Annotated in this window: 14 protein-coding genes; 11 read left to right on the top strand and 3 right to left on the bottom strand. The window is 54.6% G+C overall.

The features are described 5' to 3' along the window. Positions 1-187 precede the first annotated feature (187 nt). Positions 188-1,729, bottom strand: a complete 1,542-nt coding sequence (locus SH287x_RS17520; RefSeq protein WP_479515676.1) for a sigma 54-interacting transcriptional regulator — start codon at positions 1,727-1,729, stop codon at positions 188-190. A gap of 622 nt (positions 1,730-2,351) precedes the next feature. Between SH287x_RS17520 and SH287x_RS17515 the strand changes: the two genes are divergently transcribed. After that, positions 2,352-3,662: an MFS transporter gene (locus SH287x_RS17515; RefSeq protein ID WP_479515675.1), complete on the top strand. Its 1,311-nt coding sequence runs from the start codon at positions 2,352-2,354 to the stop codon at positions 3,660-3,662. Between the two features lie 763 nt (positions 3,663-4,425). Here the strand turns inward: SH287x_RS17515 and SH287x_RS17510 are convergent. Next, positions 4,426-5,973 (bottom strand): sensor histidine kinase, encoded by a 1,548-nt coding sequence (locus SH287x_RS17510; protein ID WP_479515674.1) that lies wholly within the window; start codon positions 5,971-5,973, stop codon positions 4,426-4,428. Between the two features lie 120 nt (positions 5,974-6,093). Further along, positions 6,094-8,214 (bottom strand): FAD-dependent oxidoreductase, encoded by a 2,121-nt coding sequence (locus SH287x_RS17505; RefSeq protein WP_479515673.1) that lies wholly within the window; start codon positions 8,212-8,214, stop codon positions 6,094-6,096. A 650-nt stretch (positions 8,215-8,864) separates the two neighbouring features. Between SH287x_RS17505 and SH287x_RS17500 the strand changes: the two genes are divergently transcribed. The 10 genes from SH287x_RS17500 to kdpA all read left to right on the top strand — a co-directional run bounded on the left by SH287x_RS17500 (position 8,865) and on the right by kdpA (position 20,608). After that, positions 8,865-10,340: a C45 family peptidase gene (locus SH287x_RS17500; RefSeq protein ID WP_479515672.1), complete on the top strand. Its 1,476-nt coding sequence runs from the start codon at positions 8,865-8,867 to the stop codon at positions 10,338-10,340. A gap of 874 nt (positions 10,341-11,214) precedes the next feature. Beyond that, a complete protein-coding gene (locus tag SH287x_RS17495; RefSeq protein WP_479518726.1) occupies positions 11,215-11,919 on the top strand; it encodes a 3-keto-disaccharide hydrolase in 705 nt (234 codons plus the stop codon). Between the two features lie 128 nt (positions 11,920-12,047). Next, positions 12,048-12,659 (top strand): hypothetical protein, encoded by a 612-nt coding sequence (locus SH287x_RS17490; RefSeq protein ID WP_479515671.1) that lies wholly within the window; start codon positions 12,048-12,050, stop codon positions 12,657-12,659. 255 nt (positions 12,660-12,914) lie between these two features. Beyond that, positions 12,915-13,358, top strand: a complete 444-nt coding sequence (locus SH287x_RS17485; protein ID WP_479515670.1) for an acyl-CoA thioesterase — start codon at positions 12,915-12,917, stop codon at positions 13,356-13,358. Positions 13,359-13,451: 93 nt separating this feature from the next. After that, positions 13,452-15,668, top strand: a complete 2,217-nt coding sequence (locus tag SH287x_RS17480) for an ATP-dependent helicase (protein WP_479515669.1) — start codon at positions 13,452-13,454, stop codon at positions 15,666-15,668. Between the two features lie 143 nt (positions 15,669-15,811). Then, positions 15,812-16,783 carry an efflux RND transporter periplasmic adaptor subunit gene (locus SH287x_RS17475; protein ID WP_479515668.1) on the top strand — a complete coding sequence of 324 codons (972 nt, stop codon included), beginning with the start codon at positions 15,812-15,814 and terminating at the stop codon, positions 16,781-16,783. 94 nt (positions 16,784-16,877) lie between these two features. Further along, on the top strand, positions 16,878-17,060 hold the full coding sequence (locus SH287x_RS17470; protein ID WP_479515667.1) for an HAD family hydrolase: 183 nt from the start codon (positions 16,878-16,880) through the stop codon (positions 17,058-17,060). Between the two features lie 39 nt (positions 17,061-17,099). After that, the gene (locus SH287x_RS17465; RefSeq protein WP_479515666.1) at positions 17,100-17,927 is read left to right on the top strand and encodes a hypothetical protein; all 828 of its coding nucleotides are present in this window, start codon (positions 17,100-17,102) and stop codon (positions 17,925-17,927) included. A gap of 846 nt (positions 17,928-18,773) precedes the next feature. After that, positions 18,774-18,866 (top strand): K(+)-transporting ATPase subunit F, encoded by a 93-nt coding sequence (gene kdpF, locus SH287x_RS17460; RefSeq protein WP_479515665.1) that lies wholly within the window; start codon positions 18,774-18,776, stop codon positions 18,864-18,866. Further along, on the top strand, positions 18,863-20,608 hold the full coding sequence (gene kdpA, locus SH287x_RS17455) for a potassium-transporting ATPase subunit KdpA (RefSeq protein ID WP_479515664.1): 1,746 nt from the start codon (positions 18,863-18,865) through the stop codon (positions 20,606-20,608). Before kdpF ends, kdpA begins: the two co-directional genes overlap by 4 nt. The last annotated feature ends 4 nt before the right edge of the window (positions 20,609-20,612 follow it).

Here is a 20,612-nt window from a genome sequence, read left to right as displayed (position 1 = left end):
GCTATCGATCAGACTTCGTCGATAGCGATGTGCTCCCTTTTATCGAGAGCCACTCGCCCCCTCATCCTGCCCCTTGCGGGGTTTGTGGTCGGTTTTTTATTTGCGAATGGATCTTACGCCGCCAGAGGGCACGCTTCCGGACGGGTAATCACGCCTGTTGGTGATATTATTTCAGTAGTGAATCGCTTTAATTTCCGATACCGTATCGCTTCATTTTATTATAGAGCGTGACGCGGCTGATTCCGAGATCTTTAGCCGTTCGAGTCCGGCTAAAACTGTTCTTGAACAGAGCTTGCTCGATGATCTCTTTTTCAGTCAATGCAATCTGCCCCTCCAGACTGCGGCGAGGTGTCACACTGGGTGACAATGATTGCCCCAGATCCACAGAAGGATCGTTCGTCGGGCCGGCGTACCCCCCCACAATGTGAGACGGCAAATGTTCGGCTCGCAGCACGCCATCGCGACAATAGATCACAGCCCGCTGAATCATATGTTCCAACTCTCGCACGTTCCCGGGCCAGGGATAGCCCAGCAGAGCTTCAAACAGGCCTGGATCGATTTCACGAATTGTCACGCCATGCTTCTGCACAAACTGACGGACAAACCGCCGGGCGAGCGGAACAATATCCATTTTGCGATGACGCAATGGCGGGATATTGAATTTCAGCATGTTCAGGCGATAGTAAAGATCGGGACGGAACCTTCCCTGCTCCACCAGCGGCTGTAACTCCAGATTGCTGGCGACGATCAGACGGGCCTGAGAATGCAGAGTCTGGTTCGATCCCACGGGTTCAAACTCGCCCGTTTCAATGACACGCAGCAGTTTCACTTGCTGTTCCAGACCAAGAACATCAATTTCGTCCAGCAGCAGTGAACCTCGCCTGGCAGCAATAAACTTCCCTTCCTTGTCAGCATGAGCACTGGTGAAAGATCCCTTCATGTGACCAAAAAGTTCACTTTCAATCAGATCGTTTGGCAAGGCTCCACAAGCCACAGGAAGAAACGGGTCGGCATGGCGGGGTGACGATTCGTGAATCAGACGGGAAAGATATGTCTTCCCTGCACCCGTTTCGCCAATCAGCATGATCGTGACATTATGTCGAGCGGCGATTTCGAGATCGGCCAGCATTTGCTGGAGTTGCGGTGAACTGGTTTCAAATCGCCGGCAGATCCCTTGAGGATTACTGACAATGTCTCCGTGAGACATGGGAGTGGCATAGTTTGACGTCGAAAGAGCAGGAACATGGGACATGGAAGGAGCGTTCGCCGGCCGGTAGTCCATGGGACTCCCCGCAGTTGATGAGTTCACAGAGGGTGGGGAGGTTTTCTGTCGTCCTTTGGGGGCTTCTGGCGGAATCGAACGATCTGCCAGTTCGCGGAACGTCTGAGCCAGGATCTGGGAATCGACCCGGCCTTTGAAATGAGTCAGTTCGGTTTCGTTCGCCCGTTGTTGCAAGAGATCGGGGCAATGATCCGGAGTCAGCATCGCAATTCGCAATGCAGGGAAGCGCACTTTGAGCAGGCCCAGCAGCCGGGCTTCTGCGACACCGTTATTGGAGAGCCGGCGAAAGTCGGCGACAAACCCCTGAGGCGTGATCGATCGAACCAGGTCGTGAACTTCTTCGGTGGAATCACAGGAGCGAACGTCCACACGTCCTTGCAACGCAGAAGGAAGTTCTACTGCCAGTTGTTGATCGCATGAGAGAACAACGATGACGGGTTTGTTCATGACGTATCGCCTGAGTCTTGTGAGACAAGAGCCAACTGATCGGTTCAGTTGACGATGCGTTACAACAGAGAAACAAACGCTGCGCCAATGATGACTCCTTTCGTGAACAATACGCTCAGTGTGATTTGTAAGTTGTTTTTTATCATAATGTTACGGCGTGTTTCCCGGTGAGGTTCCGGTGTCGTTGACAGCGAAGCCATGATGCTCAAACACCACGTTTTCAGAAGAATGACGCCAGACGAAGACAATTGTTGCCAAAAGACAACATCCAGAACTGATGGCAATCGGGCCAGATGTTGAACTGGTTCATCAATCTGTCGCACCGAGTGAAAAGCTGACAAAACAGAGATTTGTCATGATGGAATTCCCCTGCCTACGAACCTGAACCGCGTCGGACTTGTCTCTGGGTGTGCTGTTGAGCAATTCGCGCCTGCCGGGGTCGTAAAGTTTGTTAGACTCATGCCTGGTGATGGTAAGTGCCATTGGAAGTCTGTCTGTGTACCGTCAAATCCTTTTCCCGTTGAGAGTAGGGGGTTTGAATCTCCCCTGCCCTGAAACGAAGTCTTGTCTCACCCGCCTCCATTGGCCAAGCCGGCCAACATTGACTCGGAACTGATCCCACATGTCTGCTGCACTTCTCTCTGGTGAACGCACGGAAGCTGCCACTGCGTTGGAAGTCCCCCAACCGGAAATCCGCCCCATGGATCGGGAATCCGTGGGACTTTTAACCCTCGGTCACTGCACGGTGGATCTTTGTCAGGGCCTGGTGCCTGCCATGGTCTCTTATGTGGTCCTTCGCGAGCAATACACCTATTTCATGGGCGCATCGCTCGTTTTTGCGACAGCGGCCATGTCGTCGATTGTGCAGCCGGTTTTTGGACAGATGGCCGATCAGTTGAAGCTGCACTGGCTTTTGCCGGTCAGTGTTCTGACAGCCGGTGTTGCGTTGGCATTGGGGGTTCAAAGCCCGTTCTATCCCCTCCTGTTGCTGGCTTTGGCCATCAGTGGCTTTGGGATTGCCGCTTTTCATCCAGAAGCGGCTCGCCAGACTCATCTTGCGGCAGGCGATTATCGGACGACCGCCATGAGTTTTTTCTCATTGGGTGGCAGCATTGGGTTTGCTCTGGCTCCGATGATCGGCTCAGTGATTCTGGAACGATTTGGCCGACCGGGAATGCTGTTGATTTTTGTTCCCACATTTCTGGTGGCTTTGCTGCTGGCGCGACAATTTTCCATGTCCTCGTCACCTTCCAGACATCGGGCCAAGCCGCGAGAGATCAATGCGCGTGATGACTGGTTTGGTTTCAGTATCCTGACTATCAGCGTGGTTTCGCGGTCGATCGTGTTCTTTGCGGTGAATACGTTTCTGGTTCTTCTCTGGCGTCAGCGCTGGGAAGATGCTTCTGAACCATTGATAGCTGCTGAAGCGGTTTCCGCTTCAAGGATCCTGTTTGCAGGGACGTTCGCGCTGTCGGTTTTCCTCGGGTCGGGAATCTTTGGCACGATTCTCGGTGGCTGGCTGGCCGACCGGATCGGGCGGCGGGCTGTCTTGCAGATTGGCTTTGGCCTCTCCATGCTGACCTTCCCCTGGATGATCTGGTCGCCATCGCCCTGGCTGGCTCTGGCGATGGTCGCGATCACTGCCACCGTCTTCTTTTTGCCTGCCAGCCCAGTGGTGGTCATGGGACAGGAGTATCTGCCCAATCGCGTTGGTATGGCCTCTGGCGTGACGATCGGACTGGCTGTCAGCGTGGGCGGCATGGTCGTTCCCTTGCTGGGATGGCTGGGTGATCAGCAAGGTCTGGATGTCGTCTTCGTGGTCATGGAGGTCATGCTCGCCATCTGTTTCGCATCAACCCTCCTCCTACCCAACCCCAGCGAAAGCACACGCCACCGTAATCCAGCCCCTTGCGGGGTTCGGGGCGGCGTATGAACGCCAACTGTTCATCCGCGAATGGGTCTTACCCCGCCAGCCCCTTGCGGGGTTTTGGGGCGGCGTATGAGGGTCAGTTGTTCATCCGCGAATGGGTCTTACCCCGCCAGCCCCTTGCGGGGTTTTGGGGCGGCGTATGAGGGTCAGTTGTTGATCCGCGAATGGGTCTTACGCCGCCAGAGCGATGGTTCTCGTTGGGGTTGATTGACTCCTCTCCCATTCCGATGGGAGAGGCTGGGTGAGGGCGAGCCGAAGGTCAGTAAGCGATCTTCCTGCATGCTCGTCGAGAGTGATCCAGTCACACTTCTCTATTGAGAAAGCCCACTGGAAAATCCCTCACCCGGCCCCCTTGCGGGGTTTGTGGCGGCGTATGAGGGCCAGTTGTTGATTCGCGAATGGGGCTTACGCCGCCAGAGCGGTGGTTCTCGTTGGGGTTGATTGACTCCTCTCCCATTCCGATGGGAGAGGCTGGGTGAGGGCGAGCCGAAGCTGAAATAACGATTCCTGTATATTCCGAATCAATAGGCATCCCTGGCACGTGTGTTGAACCGGATACGCCCACTGGAAAATCCCTCACCCGGCACTGCGTGCCACCCTCTCCCGCCTGCGCGGGCGAGGGTTCCCACTTGCGTCCCCTTGCGGGGTTTGTGGCGCCGTATGAGAGCCGGTCGTTCATCCACGAATGGGGCTTACGCCGCCAGGATAATGTTTCTTGTAAAAATTGATCTCAATACAGTGGCTCTGCTACCTGCGCGGGCGAGGGTTAATTTTTTTCTGGCGGGAGCGGCAGGGTGATTTCAAAGACTGTCCAGGGAGTCTCCATGATGGTTTCCCGGTGCCAGGAGATCTTTCCGTCGTGGGCGTGGGCAATTTCCAACGCGACCGTCAGTCCCAGTCCGCAGCCCTCCGGGCGTGTTGTGACAAAGGGATGAAACAGCGACTCTGCCACAATGATTGAGGGGCCAGCTCCAGTATCTCTCACCTGAAGTATTAACCGATCATGACTTTGTATGGCACGCACACAAATCCGGGCTTCAATCTGTTCGTTAGTTCTATTAGCAACTTCCAAAGCCTGCTGAGATGCGGCTTCAATAGCATTGACTATTAAATTTGATAGCAATTGTTCGAGTGCCAGAACATCTCCAGAAATTTCCTCTTCCAATGCCGGCGTTGTGTCAGACTTCAGCGTCACCCGCGCATGGCGTGCCATTGGCTCAAGGAGTTGCAGAACACTCTCAATCAGTGAACCGACACGAATGGTCGATGACTGCTCAATGGAAATATGACCGTCCGGAGTGACTCGGACAGGATTGTCGCGAGGCTGGCTGAGTTTCAGGAAGCGATCCAGATAGAGTTCCATTCGTTGAAGCTGCGCCAGCGCAATCCGTAACGACTCATCCTGATCATCGGTCAGTTGATCGCGCTGATGAAATTCCAGCGCCATGCGTGCACCGAGTGCCGCATTTCGTAACTGATGAGCGAATCCGGCTCCGAGTTGCCCCAGTGTTCTCAGTTGTTCGCCATGCCGAATGGACTGATGGAGAGAGCCAAGTTCCTCAGACATGGCGTTGATGGCCACGATCAGATCGCGAAATTCATCGTTTCTGAAAGGGATTTCTAACGTGCCGCGATTTCCTCTCGCAATGAGCGTGGTCTGAGCCGCTGCCTGCTGGAGTGGTTTTGTAAACTTGTGGGCCAGCCACATGAGGATTCCCAGGCTGATAGCGGCCACCACAAGACCAGCCGCCAGTGGAGGGAGAGCGGCTCGGAACCAGAGCGTTTTCCAGTTCTCTGATGGCAAGAGAATCACGAGCCGTGAACGCGGTTTCCCCTCTGACAGCTGATCCAGATCAATCGCTGTGGCTAATGCTGTGAGATCGCCATCTTCCAGTAACTGAAACCCCTGAGCCAGGAGTGAGGGGAGCACTCGATCTGTGGTCTTGCTTAACCAGAGGCTTCTGGCTTGATCGGTCAGGTCAGAAGAGAGTGACGAACTTTGATAGGTTCTCGCTGTCTGTCGATTGCCGATGGGCTGATCGACATAAATAAAGCGGGCTGCTGTGAGTTCTTCTAATTGCCGTAACACATTGGCTGTCAGTGGGAAAGAAGCCCCCTTCAAGCTGGTGGTGAGTTGTTTTAATCGGGTTTGTTCGGCGAAGCGAGCAGTACGAACGGCCACGATGGCATTGACAATCGAGGCGACAAAAAAGCCAATTCCCAGTACGAGCAGTAGCGGGAGTACCAGTTGTTGTCGAATGGACTGGCGTGGCCCTTGCGGAAGGTCTCCTTGATTGGCCAGCGGCTGGGTCATGCCGTTGCACTTTCCATGGGGGTCGCGGCGCTGACATGTGCCGCCTGAACGTGAAGGATTACTGATTCTCCTGTCATGATATCGGCCCGCGAGATGATTCCGAGTCTGGTCAGATGGGGATTATCGCTGTTGATAGGCTTGTTGAATCCATTCTCGCCGGGTGGTGGCGGTTTTCAGTGCGTTCAGGTCGCGCAGGCGCAATTCTTTTGCCAGATTTTCCCACTGGTCTCGGAGTTGCGAATTCAACGGGAGATCGAGGCGTGCTTCATGGCCGGGGTTTGCCTGATTGTATTGGCTGGAAATTTTGGCTCCGCGCTGGCCGGGCCTGGCAGGCATCGGTTCCAGATGATGAAAGCCGCCAGCGGTGCCCCACCATTGAGCCGCCTGAAAATCCGCGTCGCCGGGAAGAACATCGGAAAAATAGATCGTGGCTGAACCCTCGGCATGCAGGCGTTGTTGCAGCAATGAAACGTCAACCTGTTGCACACTGACGTTGGAATGCCCGGGTGTTGGCTGCTGTTGAGAGAGAGCTTGTGTCTCATTTTTGATTGCGGCAGCAATCCCTGCGGCTTGTCCTAAAGACATCCAGATAGGTTCTAATCTCAACGCACAAAAACCGACGTGCGAACTGGAGACCGCTCCACAGACCAGCAGGTTCGTCATCTTTTCGGGAAGAATCGTGCCATAGGGAATCTGATAAGGCGGAACGGGATGATAGAACTCGCCGGTGTGTTTGCCGGCAAAGCGAGGCCCTTCATGGAATGTGCCATGGCAGTTATTTCCATAATCGCCCATCGCAATGGCGTCTTTGAAGTGAATGGCTCGTGCATCTCCTGGCGCGTGCGCGGAATCTCGCTGGGTAAAAATTCGCTGGCCCTGCATTCTTCGGGCTTCGCGAACATACAGTTGAGGAGGGAAATGATTTGTCTCGGTGAATTCATCGAGGCAGTAGCCCCACGTCAGCGCCTCTTTTTGAAAGATTTCGGGAACATCGGGATCGGTTTGCAGGAAGTAGACTAATCCCGCCTGATCGCGCAGATGGTCGGCATAAATTTTGGCGCGGGTGGCTTCGTCCCCATCGGGCCACGCAACATTTGCTCCCGGTAGCGAGAGACGAATCAGTCCGCTGGAAACATCATTGATGTCATACTTGCCATTCGGAAGGGGTGGCGTCTGGGCTTTGAACAGGCAGTTTTTCGGATAGTCAAACAGCTTTTTGATCTGCCCGGATTCCAGGACTTTCAAGAGAGGAAGAAAGTGTTCCCGTTGATAGCCGGGTGGTGCAATGGGGGGAGTGCGATTGTGATCTTCCTGTGTCATGCAGAAGCGGAAATTGTAAGCCTGCAATTGCTGGTCGGGCTGGGCGGGGGCGAGTGATTCACCAAATTCGTCGCGTCCTTCTCTTCCGACCCGGTAAGGAACGCCAGCCGCTGCCATCAGATCTCCTTCATAGGTCGCATCGATGACGACATCGGGAACGACGTGTTTCACCTCGCCCTTGCGATCAATCAGAGTGACTTGTGTGATTTTTTGAGTGGTGTTCTTATCAGGGTGGCCTGGCTGGTTTGATGGGTTGGAGTTCTCTGTGGGATTACGGGTGACCTGTTGGAGTTTCCAGTCGGTTTGTAACGAAACGCCAGATTTTTGTGTCGGCGAAGGGGCCACTTCCGCCAGCATTTCCTGAAAGATCAGCAGATTGACATGTGGCTCGCCGAACGTCCCTTTGAAGGACTCTTTGACTTGGGGAGAGTGTTCGCCGTATTTTTTTGCGTAGTGCTTTTCCACTCGTTTTGAGAAGTCCAGAAAGGCACCGCTCAGGCTTTCAAACGAATGAAAATCGGTATGGGAAAGGCCGCTGGTGACCAGCCCTCCGATCCGTGATGTTGGCTCGACGAGGAGCACGGATTGCTGATTTCGAGCGGCACTGATGGCGGCAGCGATTCCCGCTGGCGTGGCTCCATAGACCAGCACTTGAACTGGAATGTGTTCTTCAGAATTCCCGATTGAAGGTGACGCCAGGGGAGCAGACGTCCCTGTATGTCCAGTACGAAAATTTTCCTGAGCGTTGGCTGGCAAGTGTGTGGGCCAGCAGAGTGCGGCCAGCACTGTTCCCGCACAGGCGAGCACGCTCAGAATGTGTGTTCGCACGAAGCCTGGCCAACACTTTGTCTCATGGCCCATGATCCCGTCACGCCCCATGATCTCAACAAAGGACAACGATTTATCAAGCTGATCCGCCATGGTGGATGGCATCCTCGTTTTATTGACAGGCACAGGTTCTCAACATCGGCAGTGGCTATCCGCTGGCTTGGGTGAGAGCTTCATTGGCCAGGGTGCCCTCTATCGACTGACGCGCCAATATATCAAAAATGTCTGATCTGTTGACAGGCCCCAGAGCAGGCAATTTGAAAGACGTTTTGGGTCAACCACTTCAGGGAAAGTACAGAATGCTTTGAAAACGTGCTGGCTGATGCAGGCTCTCCTGAGTAGCATGAATTTGGCTGATCGTGGAAAGAGTGACCACAGGTTGCCGGAAGGTGCGTGCTCCGCTGGGAACGCGCCGGGCATCTGATTGAGGTGACCGTTTTCCCGATCATTGATAGACGTTCAGGCTCGCGAACGATTGTCAGTTGGCCATCATAGTTGATGAGAAAATTTCCGAGTGAAAAGGCTCTCTCAGCCTTTCTCCGGGAATGATCTCATTGGCCGATGCTGCTGCTGTGTGCGGAAATTTTCCCGGTCGTTGTTTGAATTGTCATATATCAGGTTCATGGCCTGACCATCCGGTGGTCGGCATGACTGTGCGAGCCTTTTTCCCTGCTGATTGTCCTATGATCAGCTGAATTCATTTTCTGGCAACAAGCCCGGCGTCTGTTCTCTGAGGATCGAAGATGGTACGTGCATTCTCGTCATTGGATTCATCCGGCCTGTGGCATGTTGTTTCTGCCATGTCTCGGGGGATGGCTCTGGTACTGATCACGACGGTCGTGGCACAGGCCTGCACAACGGCAGTGATCAGCGGATCAGCGACCCGTGATGGCCGCCCTTTGCTCTGGAAGAATCGGGATGCCTCCAGCCTGCGAAATGAAGTCATGCTGCTGCTGCAGGAAGGGAAATATAAAGTTCTGGCGATCGTCAATGCCGGCGCCCGTAAATCCGTCTGGATGGGGATGAACAGCGCGGGCCTGTGCATTGAGAATTCTGTCACCAACGATCTGGACTTTCCCAAATCGGCGAAAGGACTTGGTAATGGCGGTTTCATGTTCAAGGTGCTGAGTGAATGCGCCACGGTGAGTGATGTCGAAGCTCTCCTGAAGGAGACCGATGCCGCTGGTCGTTCGACCAAGGCCAACTTCGGCGTGATCGATGCGTCTGGCGGAGCAGTTCTGTTTGAAACCTCTCGCAACAGCTATCGGAAGTTTGACGCGAATGATCCTTTAGTCGCCCCGCAGGGATTTATCGTTCGCTCCAATTTCTCGGTGACAGGACGCAAGCTGGAAGATCATCCCGGGACATCGGATCTTGCTGGGATCTATTCCTCTGAGCGTTATCTGCGAGCCGATGCACTGCTTCATGATCGCGCGGAACAAGGATTGGATGTCAACTATCTTTTGCGTCACGTGGCGCGCGACCTGGCGACAGCCGATGGAGTTCCCTGCCCCGGTTCGATCAATTGCCCTGCGGGGGAGTTGCCGTCGTTTATTCAGACTCAGAACACGATCAGTCGCACGACAACCGTTTCCTTTGCTGTCTTTCAGGGAGTCAAGCAGGGCGAAGACCCTCGACTGACAACAATGTGGGCCGGACTGGGCGATCCCAAATTCACATTGGCTGTCCCTTGCTGGACAAGCCTCGAAAGCATCAGCCCCGACTTGTGTGGCGAGAAAGAGGGAGGTGCGATCGGTCGGGTGGCCTATCAATTGAGGAATACGTTCTATCGGGAAACTCCCGCCGAGGATCAGGATGGTGATCAGCCCGATCAGGGAAGCACCACCGTCCCTTCAGAGAGCGAGCCAACAGAAGGTGGTGACTCCAGCGATCGCGGGAGTGGCCAGGTTCAGTTAAAGCTGAGTGGGATCGAAACGGCTGGCCTCAAAGACATCTGGAAAAGTCTTTGGACTCAAGAAGACGAACTTGTGACCCGCGTTGAGAAGCAGTTGGGAAACTGGCGGAAATCAGGTCTCAATCCCCGCTCGATGGAAGCCATCCATCTGGCCGCAGCGGAGCAGGCCCGAACGGCTCTGGCCCGGCAACATCAAAAAGCCGCGGCACAATCACGGTTGGCCTCTCCTGACTCGTCCAGTGAAACGTCAACCGCACGTGGCGGGAAGCCGGTTGTCAAACAGCCAGCAGCCAGTTCCCGATAAGTGCCCCGCTCAAGATGGATGACTCTTCGTGCCATGCTCACGGCTCTGAGAGTGAGCATGCCGAATGGGCGTTTGCGGTCGATCTTCCCCTCGTTACAGTGAGCATGCTTGCTCAAAGCCGCTGTCTTTTATACATAAATTTCTCATTCCCTTGAGCAAGCGCCGGGGCATTTACACCATCAAGGGGTGATGACCAGATCAACCCACGGGAGTTCCGGCCTGGGATAAACCTGCTCATCGGAATGACTCCTTTGCGTTCTTCGCGCCTTTGCGGTGAGTCAAAGAATTTTTACCGCGAAGAAAAGAAGAGCGCGAAGGAATTCGGAAGAGATCGAGTGCCGTGTCACGGCTTTGTCTTAGGGTTGATGTCGCCGCAACGTCCTCCGTTGTCGGACTTAACAACAGAAGAGACCCGAATTTTATACTTTGACAATGCACGAGGGGAGTCGAACGGTATGGGGCGGGAGCCTGCCCTATGACTTTTGAACAGTATCAATCCCATGAATTCCCTCGGCTGTATGCCAGATATTGAGGTAAAGGCCGCAAGGTGGTATGAGCGACCCATGCCAATTTCGTGGTGCAGTTCAGATGGCGAAAAAGTTGCGTATAAACGACAGCTCAAAGCCGCAAGCATGGCACGAGTGTCGTGAGCATCGCACATAAAGCGCCGTGAAATCCTGGGAGCGTCAGAGGAAGCTTGCTTTGGCCATCCAAACTTCTCAGGATAACGGCCTGTGTGTTGGGTCAAGAGTATTGGCTCTTCCCACGCACCCTCCCTCTTCGACCTGAAGTGCTTCTCTCCATCCCTCCTGAGCGGACAATCTCCATGCTGCCACCTTCCCGGCGAATCTCTCGAATCATTGCCACTACAACGATGTTTGGTTTATTGGCGATTGCTGGTGGTCAACACTCATTGCAAGCAGAAGAAGAATCACTGCCCAAAGCCACGATTGATGGCACCGGTATTGGTTGGCGACCTCTGGGGAAAGAAGACTTCACCAACGTCAACTGCTATGACGACACCTGGACGTGGGAGGAAGGAAGCGTCAAATGTACTGGCAAGCCCGTGGGTGTGATTCGTACGGCCAAGCCTTACACCAACTTTGAACTGGTCGCCGAATGGAAGCATCTGCGTGCCGGGGGGAATTCGGGCATTTTTGTCTGGGCCAGTGAAGAGGCTTTGAACAGTATTAAGCCAGGACAACTTCCACCGGGAGGGATTGAAGTTCAGGTGCTCGATCATGGCTACACCGAGCAATATGAAAAATCGAGTGGCAAGAAGGCCAACTGGTTTACAACCAACGGTGACGTGTTTCCTGTGGGTTCATCAAAAATGAAACCGTTTCCGCCACTTTCTCCGAATGGTGCCCGTTCATTTCCCCGCAAGAATCTGAGCAAGGGAGTTGGCGAATGGAACCATTATTATGTGCGAGGAATTAACGGCGAGGTTCGGCTGTGGGTCAATGGTGAAGAAGTCTCCGGGGGGGAGAACTGCCAGCCAGCCACGGGGTTCCTCTGCCTGGAATCTGAAGGAGCGCCGGTCGAGTTTCGTAATGTGCGAATTCGTGAACTTCCTTAATCCCTGGCAGCCACAACCCTCGCGGCAAACTCTCGTTAACCGGCAGGTTTGCCGTCTCTTGTGAAAAGTAGTGAGAGCCGGGAGTCATTCGTTACTGGCCGCCGGGTTTTCTGGCCGAAACGCGCGAGGTGAGCACTTTACCGCCCCCTTCAACCGTTGCTGATTCTGCTTCCGCCAAGCCGCAATCCCCACTGGTCGATGATCAAGACTGGTGGGGCGGCGTGGTGCTGTCTCTCTTGTTCTGGGTGCTGCTGACTCTGGTCGCAGCGGCTTTCGCAGCGTTAGTCCTTTCGCCAAAGCTGTTACGATTAGAAGAACTCCATCGATCCTACCTGGAAGGCCAGTGGCAACTCGTGACGCTTCAAGAGCAGACCAGTGTTCTTAAGCGGGTGGCGGGATCCCTTCAATCAGATAGCCGACTTCAGGCGGAACTGGCGCGAGCTCAGTTCGGAGCCATTGATCACCGTGAGGAGCGGTTTTCCGTGGAGGATCATCTGACGCTCGAACGCCCGCTGGAACCCGTCCTCCCGCTGCAACCGACCCTGCCCGCTCAATCCTGGACGTTTTTCTGGATTGAGCGGCTGGCCACTGATGATGCCCTGCGCATGACATTACTTTTGTTTTGTGCCGGAGGAATCTTGCTGGGGTTTGGCTGGCTGCATGAAGGGGCCTGGCATGGTTCCCGTCCCCGGGTGATTCGCAGAATCAGCTCCTGGTTGACCAGCCGCTATGCGAGATAATCACGTCGAGAGTGTGCCACCCCGGCCATGATACGAAACGGGAGATTATCAGGCAGGCTTGTGGGCTGGGATCGGCCTGCCACCCTGCCCTGCATTTCGCTCAGGTGCCGTGGAGCAACCACAGAGGTTTGGGAGACTCGTCAACCTGTCATTGCGAGGGAAACTCTCGTACGATGATCCAGACGCCGGGATGAAGGAATCCAAGGGATCGGTAACGGGATTGGTGATTCCGGCAGTTTTCAGGGAAGGTTCTCGATGCCTCATTTTACCACGACCCGACGTGTCGAATTCTGCGAAACGGATATGGCGGGGATTGTTCATTTTGCGAACTTTTTTCGCTATATGGAACAGGCTGAGCATGAATTGTTTCGGTCGTTGGGTCTGAAGATTGCCGGTACGACTGCCGAAGGGATTCTGATTGGCTGGCCGCGAGTGGCGACCCATTGCGAGTACCGCGCACCGGCCCGCTATGAGGATGTGATGACGGTCGAACTGACGATCCTCAAACGTTCCACGCGTTCGCTCACGATTGAATATCATTTCTCTCGCGATGGGCAGCGATTGGCTCGCGGAGAGATGACCACCGTCAGCTGTGCGATGCAGGAAGGAACCATGAAAGCCATCGAGATTCCCCCGTCCTATGTGGCAGCCTTTGAAAAAATGATCCAGACATCCGCAGGAACAACGCCGGCTGTTTGATTGATGGATATCTGCAAACGACACGGCTTCCCTGTGACGTGTTGTTCTCTGGCGGTGATGAATTCAAGGACGACGGCATTGAAGGAGGGAACGATGGAACCCGTTCACTTGTCATTAAGCGATCCTCACTGGAGTGGGGAAACCTCCAGTGGAAGAGCTTCTCGCGAAACGATCCCGCTTCAAGCAGTTGCTTCACCGGTCAAGGCGACCAGCGCAGAAAAAGTGACCCTTGCAGAAAAGGCGACCAGTGCAGAATCTGAACTGGCGAGAATTCAGCAGTCATTGAATCCGGAGCAACTGGCCGCTGCTCGCGCGGGGCGGGATCCCCTGCTGATTATCGCAGGAGCCGGGACGGGGAAGACCACCACGCTGGTGCACCGTGTGGTGCATCTCATCATGTCGGGAATCGACCCGGCGGAAATCCTGCTGTTAACGTTCACACGGCGCGCTTCTGCCGAGATGATTCATCGTGTGGAACATCTCCTTGCGGAAGTGACCAGGGCCTCTGCGGGGAAAAAGCTCCATGGCCGAAAAGTCGTGGGGGGGACATTCCATGCGATTGCCACCCGGCATCTGCGCGAGTTTGGTCAATATGTCGGTCTGGATGCCGATTTCACGATCCTTGACCGCTCTGACTCAGAAGACCTGATGAATGAGTTGCGGGCAGACATTGATGTGATCCGTAAGGAAAAACGATTTCCCCTCAAAGGGACTTGCGTCGATATTTATTCCCGCTGCGTGAATACCAGACAGCCACTTGGCACCGTTTTGAAAGAGACGTTTCCGTGGTGTGTCGAGCACGAAGCCGGACTGAAGACGCTGTTTCAACAGTATACTCAGCGCAAGGAAGAACAACGGATTCTGGATTACGACGATCTGCTGCTGTTCTGGCTGGCTCTGGTGGCAGATAGTCCTGCCGCTGATCTGATTCGGCAACGCTATCAAGCCGTTCTGGTGGACGAATACCAGGATACGAATGCTCTGCAAGGCGAGATTGTTCATGCGCTTCGTCCAGAGGGGCTGGGCTTGACCGTGGTGGGAGACGATGCCCAATCGATCTACTCGTTCCGGGCTGCCACAATCGAAAATATTCTGCGATTCGATCGGGAGTTCCCCAATACAAACGTGTTGACACTCTCGCAGAATTATCGCAGCACACCGGAGATTCTCGAGGCCAGCAATCGGGTGATGTCTCTGGCAACGGAAGGTCGCAAAAAGGAGTTGTGGACTGACCGGTCGCCTCAGGGAAAGCCACAATTGGTGAACTGTCGGGATGATGCTGAACAATGCACGCTCCTGGCAGATCGTGTGCTGGAACTGCGAGAAATGGGGCTGCCACTCAAAAAACAGGCGGTGCTTTTTCGGGCTTCGCATCATAGTGCGACATTGGAAATCGAACTGTCACGGCGCAATATTCCTTTTGTCAAGTTCGGTGGTCTGAAGTTTGTCGAATCGGCTCATGTCAAAGATGCCATGGCCTTTTTGCGGTTGGCGGAAAATCCACGCGATTCGATTTCGGCTCTCCGCGTGCTTCTGTTATTACCGGGGATTGGCCCGAAGACAGCCCGCCAGTTGACAGAGCAGTTAGGAGCGGGTGCCCAGACGTTTGATCGCTGGCGAGAGCACCGCCCCGCAGCCACAACGCAGCTTCATTGGCCGGTGTTTGTTGCGCTGCTTCGTACGTTGGTCAAAGATGGCCAGACAACGGTTCCTCTGCCTTTGCAACTAGCCCAGGTACGGCAGTTTCTGGCCCCGTTGATCGAACAGAAATACGATCATGCGATCCCTCGGCTGCGTGATCTGGAACAGTTGGAAGTGATGGCCTCCCGGTTCGAGTCCCGCGGGCAGTTTCTGGCGGAACTGGCTCTTGACCCTCCCAATTCCACACAAGATTTTGCCCAGAATCCTTTGCTGGATGAAGACTGGATGACGCTGAGCACCATTCATTCCGCCAAGGGGCTGGAGTGGGACGCTGTCTATGTGTTGCATGCCACTGATGGGAATATCCCTTCGGATATTGCGACGAGGAACCCGCGCGAGATCGAAGAAGAACGCCGGCTGTTCTATGTTGCTCTCACCCGCGCGAAATCCCACCTGCACGTCTATCATCCGCAGCGATATTACTTTCACGGACGCTATCAATCGGATCGGCACAGCTATTCGCAGCGAACCCGATTCCTGCCAGATGAAATTCTCTCTGCCTGGCAGGTTGTCGTTCCTTCCTCAGTGGGATCGACATCGCCACAACCGGTTGAAAAGGGCCTGTCGACGGCTGACGTTCGCAAAAAAATCGGGCGGATGTGGGAATAGTGCTTCGTCGCAGTGGGAATGGGGATGAAACTTCGCTGTTCCGAAACGAAGGCATCTTGCGACCTCTGGACAAACGAGTAGACTCCAGTGCGTTGCTTTTCCATTTGATCGTAACAAGAGCATTGCCATCAGAGACCTGTTTCATGCGGCTGTCGTCTTCCCACTTATCTCTGTTGATCACGCTGGGGATATGGCCTCACGTTTGTGTCGGACAAGTCGTTCCCTCGAACGAGACCGTCATCATTCGGAATGCTCAGGTGACTGTGGCCGAGCAGTTGGAGATTCCCGCCTTGGAGCAGGGGACTCTCAACGAACGCTTGTTTCGCGAGGGGGAGGTCATTGAAGAAGGGCAGAAAATTGGCCAGATCGACGATCAGGTAGCGCGATTAGCGGCTGCGAAAGCTCATGCCGAGTTAGCACTCGCTACAGCCCAGGCCGAAAGTGATCTGAAGATTCGTTACGCCCGGAAAAGTGCGGAAGTGGCCAAGGCCGAATTGACGCGATCTCTCGATTCTGTGGCCAGATATCCTAAGAGCGTGTCCCAGACAGAGATTGATCGTCTGTCTCTCGCGGCTCGCAGAGCGGAACTGGAGATCGAACAGGCGGAATTTGAACAGCGGCAGTTCTTGTTGCAGCGCGAGATCAAAGGTCGTGAACTGGCAGCAGCAGAACTGGCGGTCGGACGTCGGCAGATGATTTCGCCTTTATCGGGAACGATAGTTCAATGGAAAAAACAACGAGGCGAATGGGTGGAAGCGGGGACACCCGTGGTTCGGGTCTTGAGACTGAACCCCTTGCGAATTGATACGTTCTTGCCCGCGACCCAGGCCCGGCAGTTGCAACCTGGACAATCCGCCCTCTTTCAACTGCAATCGACAGCGAAAACCACTCTTCCGAAATCGTCCTCCAGCCCAGTCCCTGCGGCAACCAATCTGCCTGCTACAATCGAAGGACGCGTCACTTTTATTAGTCCGGAAGTCGACCCTGTCGGCCAGCAGGTTCGCATCTGGATCGAACTACCCAACCCTGATCTTCAACTGAGACCGGGAGATCGTGGTGAGGTGACGATGGTCGTCCCCCGCAATGAGAAACCGGCCACTGTGGGTTCCAAGTGAACCTGACAGAGTCGATCTCTGATCGTGCGAATCTGAGAGAAAAAGCCTTCGCAGCCGTCTGTCTCTTTGAACCTGTCTAAGCCGTGAGCCTCATTTGAGCCGCCATCCGGTCGTCGTGATTGGTGATACGCCGGCGGATGTGAAATGTGGCCGGGCGATTGGCGCGCGTGTCGTGGCCGTGGCGACAGGTGTTTATTCGTCCGAGGCATTAAAAGCGGCTGAGCCAGACTGGCTGGTCGAAAATCTGCATGACACACGGTGGCTGACTGATTTATAACAACGGAAAATCTTTTCCAATGTTATGACGGGCCAGGTTATGTCATCTGCTAAAACTCGTCGGAATGCCGCTGGTGGGCGACTCGCACAGCCATTGCCCCAACCACAGCCATGGCTATCGCGCCGGGATTGGCTACAGACCACCTCGGGATATTTGGCTTCGAGTCTTGCAGTGGCTGCTGGTGGGTCACTTTTCCTGTCGACAGCGCAGGCTCAGCAGGTTTCTAAGCCGCAGTTATCGACGGCGAAATGGGAAGTGCTCTATCTCCCACCCCGTCAGCGTCGGGCCAGCATTCAGCCGCTTCCTGAAGGAAGCCCTTTGAAGCTGGTCAAAAGTCTGGATCTGGTGGGGCCAGCGGTCGGTCATCCGCATCAGTTGGGTAAGTTTGCGATCAATGGCGAATTTGGAGTTGCCGGGGCATTACTGACGCGTGTGACGGGGGCCAATGCGGCCATTGAGGTGGCAACTGCTGAAAACTTTGAGATGGAAGGAATGATCCAGGCCGAAGGGACAGGCGGCTGGTTCATCCTGCTTGGCTGGAAGGATGGCACCGGCAATGTCCTCTATCAGATGGGCACACGTGTGAGCGGTTCCCCCTGGTATCACTGCTACTTCAAAGATGGTGTGGCTGATAAAGACTCTCAGACGGAGTTTGGCCGGATTGAATGGAAAGGAGGGCAACCGGTAGTACTGACGGTTAGCAATCAGACTGTCAGTCTGAAAGTGGGAACGTTCAGGCTGGCCCATGAAATGGCGCTCAGGGACTATGCCGGCGGACAAGTTCTGATTGGTACTTATGACACGCAATATGGGCCACGGGATGTGAGAATTCAGTCACTGCGAATAAAACACAACAAAACGCCCTAATACGTTCTCAGTACCTGCCCGAAAACTCTCCAATCCTTCTCCCGCAGGGAGAAGGTGGCCGCAGGCCGGATGAGGGGGGTATGTTGATTTGGGGGTGTTGAAATTTGCCAGGTTTTTCTCTATCCCGATTCAAAACCTGGCAATTTCTGACACCATGAAGCCGCGTTCCCGCACTAACGCCTCCCAACGCTTCACGTCGGAAGAATTGGTGAGTGGCATGGCAACCGAGAAATAACAATCGCCCCGCCGATCAGCAGAGCCACCGTTCCCAAATGTTTTATTTAAGACAACTGTGTAGTGCCGTGTCACGGCTTTGTCTTAGGTTGATGTCGCCGCAACGTCCTCCGTTGTCGGACTTAACGACAGAAGAGACCCGAATTTGATACTTTGGCAATGCCGTAGTACATAACTCCCGCCACTTGTCAGCAACAGGTAGAGCGGAAAATACGATTCGCCATTGGCCTCTCTCAATACCAAACGGTACCTCTCAAACCCACGATCTCTGCCGTTCAATCGTGATTATGCGAACCGGGATGTGCTGGTCTCCTGAGCTTGTCGGCGGGCGATCCTGCCAAGGCAAATACGTTGAAATGAGAGTGTTTCAGGCGTTACTCAGCGCTCTTGATAGAATTTTGATACTTCTCCCCGCCGTCTTGATGGAACTTTGATAGGAGACGCTCTGCTTTTGAGCCACTCTTAATACGACATCTGTTTTAATTCCTCTATCACACTCTTTGAGGAGGAATTCGTGATGGATTTGATATGGCTCCTGGCGGGAACGGCCTTCTTCGTCGCCTCTTGCGGTCTACTGCGACTCTTCGGCCTTTTGCGAGAGGAGGGCTGACCGTGGACTGGACAACCGCACTGGCTCTTTGTGTGACGGTCGTGCTGGCCGTCTTCCTGTTCGCAGCATTGCTCAAGCCGGAGAAGTTTTCATGACTCCGAATGCATTTCTTCAAATTGGCCTCTATATCGGATTGCTTCTGGTTTGTATCAAGCCGCTGGGCCTTTATATGGCTCAGGTGTACTCCGGTCAGGCATCGTTTCTAAAACGAATCTTCGGCCCAGTGGAGCGACTGCTCTACCGAATTAGCGGAGTTGAACCGGAAGCCGAAATGTCGTGGCATCAATATGCTACAGCGGTATTGATGCTGAGCCTTTTCAGTTTTGTCAGCATCTATGGAATTCAACGTTTTCAGAGTGTCCTTCCACTGAACCCGGAGTCGTTGTCAGCCGTCTCGCCCGACTTGTCATTCAATACGGCGGTGAGTTTCACAACCAATACGAACTGGCAGGGTTACGGCGGCGAGACGACGATGAGTTATCTCACGCAGATGCTCGCACTCAATGTGCAGAACTTCCTTTCCGCAGCGGCGGGCATGGCGGTACTGGTGGCACTGATTCGGGGCTTTAGTCGAAACAATACCGCAGGCATCGGCAACTTCTGGGTCGATCTCGTACGGGGAACGCTCTATATCCTGTTGCCGCTCTCTCTGGTACTCGCCATCGCTCTCGTTTCGCAAGGAGTCGTGCAGACCTTCTCATCCTACGAGGAAGTCACACTGATCGAGGCGACCGTTAATACTGACGGAAAGTCTGTTCGGACACAGCAAATTGCTGTCGGTCCAGCCGCTTCGCAGATTGCGATTAAGCAGCTTGGAACCAATGGCGGCGGGTTCTTTAACGTCAACTCGTCGCATCCTTTCGAGAACCCGACGCCGCTCTCCAACTTTCTGCAACTGTTGGCGATTCTGCTGATCCCCGCTTCCCTCTGTTACATGTTCGGCGAGATGGTGGGAGATCGGCGACAGGGGTGGGCGATCCTTGCAGCCATGTCTTTCATCTTCCTTGGCATCTTGGGAATGACTTGGGCGAGCGAGCAACAGGGAAACCCTGTTCTGGCCAATCTTGGCGTGGATCAGTCAGCCAGTGATCTTCAGCCTGGCGGCAACATGGAAGGCAAGGAAACACGCTTCGGGATCGTGAACTCGGCACTGTGGGCGGTGGCCACGACCGCCGCCTCGAACGGTTCCGTGAACTCAATGCACGACTCATACACGCCGCTGGGCGGTTTGGGGCCGATGTGGCTCATGCAGTTGGGTGAGGTCATTTTTGGCGGCGTGGGGTCGGGGCTGTATGGGATGCTGGTGTTCGCCATCGTTGCCGTGTTCATCTCCGGCCTGATGGTGGGACGGACGCCGGAATATCTCGGCAAGAAGATCGGTGCCTTCGAGATGAAGATGGCCGTACTTGTGATCCTGCTGCCGTGTGCCATGGTTCTGCTGGGGACGGCCTGTGCTGTGGTGACCGACGCGGGGCGGGCGTCCATATTCAATCCGGGGCCGCATGGCTTCAGCGAAGTGCTGTATGCGTTCTCCTCGGCAGGTAACAACAACGGCAGTGCCTTTGCCGGGCTGGGGGCCAACACGCCGTTCTATAACGGAATGCTGGGACTGGCGATGCTGGTGGGGCGTTTCTGGGTGATGATTCCGGTTCTTGCTATCGCCGGTTCACTCGCCGCCAAGAAAAGCGTTCCATCCGGGGCGGGCACACTGCCGACCCACACTCCACTGTTCGTTGTCCTGCTCGTTGCCATCGTCGTTGTGGTCGGAGCATTGAGTTTTTTCCCAGCGTTAGCCTTGGGACCGATTGTGGAACATCTTTTGTCAACAGCGAACTAAGGGA

Source organism: Planctopirus sp. SH287 (genome assembly GCF_056500625.1).
This window is presented reverse-complemented; position numbering and strand designations above follow the sequence as displayed.

Excerpts from the sequence above, each read along its gene's own strand:
- SH287x_RS17520 (WP_479515676.1), bottom strand. The coding sequence starts at position 1,729 with ATGAACAAACCCGTCATCGTTGTTCTCTCATGCGATCAACAACTGGCA.
- SH287x_RS17515 (WP_479515675.1), top strand. The coding sequence starts at position 2,352 with ATGTCTGCTGCACTTCTCTCTGGTGAACGCACGGAAGCTGCCACTGCG.
- SH287x_RS17510 (WP_479515674.1), bottom strand. The coding sequence starts at position 5,973 with ATGACCCAGCCGCTGGCCAATCAAGGAGACCTTCCGCAAGGGCCACGC.
- SH287x_RS17505 (WP_479515673.1), bottom strand. The coding sequence starts at position 8,214 with ATGGCGGATCAGCTTGATAAATCGTTGTCCTTTGTTGAGATCATGGGG.
- SH287x_RS17500 (WP_479515672.1), top strand. The coding sequence starts at position 8,865 with ATGGTACGTGCATTCTCGTCATTGGATTCATCCGGCCTGTGGCATGTT.
- SH287x_RS17495 (WP_479518726.1), top strand. The coding sequence starts at position 11,215 with ATGTTTGGTTTATTGGCGATTGCTGGTGGTCAACACTCATTGCAAGCA.
- SH287x_RS17485 (WP_479515670.1), top strand. The coding sequence starts at position 12,915 with ATGCCTCATTTTACCACGACCCGACGTGTCGAATTCTGCGAAACGGAT.
- SH287x_RS17480 (WP_479515669.1), top strand. The coding sequence starts at position 13,452 with ATGGAACCCGTTCACTTGTCATTAAGCGATCCTCACTGGAGTGGGGAA.
- SH287x_RS17475 (WP_479515668.1), top strand. The coding sequence starts at position 15,812 with ATGCGGCTGTCGTCTTCCCACTTATCTCTGTTGATCACGCTGGGGATA.
- SH287x_RS17465 (WP_479515666.1), top strand. The coding sequence starts at position 17,100 with ATGTCATCTGCTAAAACTCGTCGGAATGCCGCTGGTGGGCGACTCGCA.
- kdpA (WP_479515664.1), top strand. The coding sequence starts at position 18,863 with ATGACTCCGAATGCATTTCTTCAAATTGGCCTCTATATCGGATTGCTT.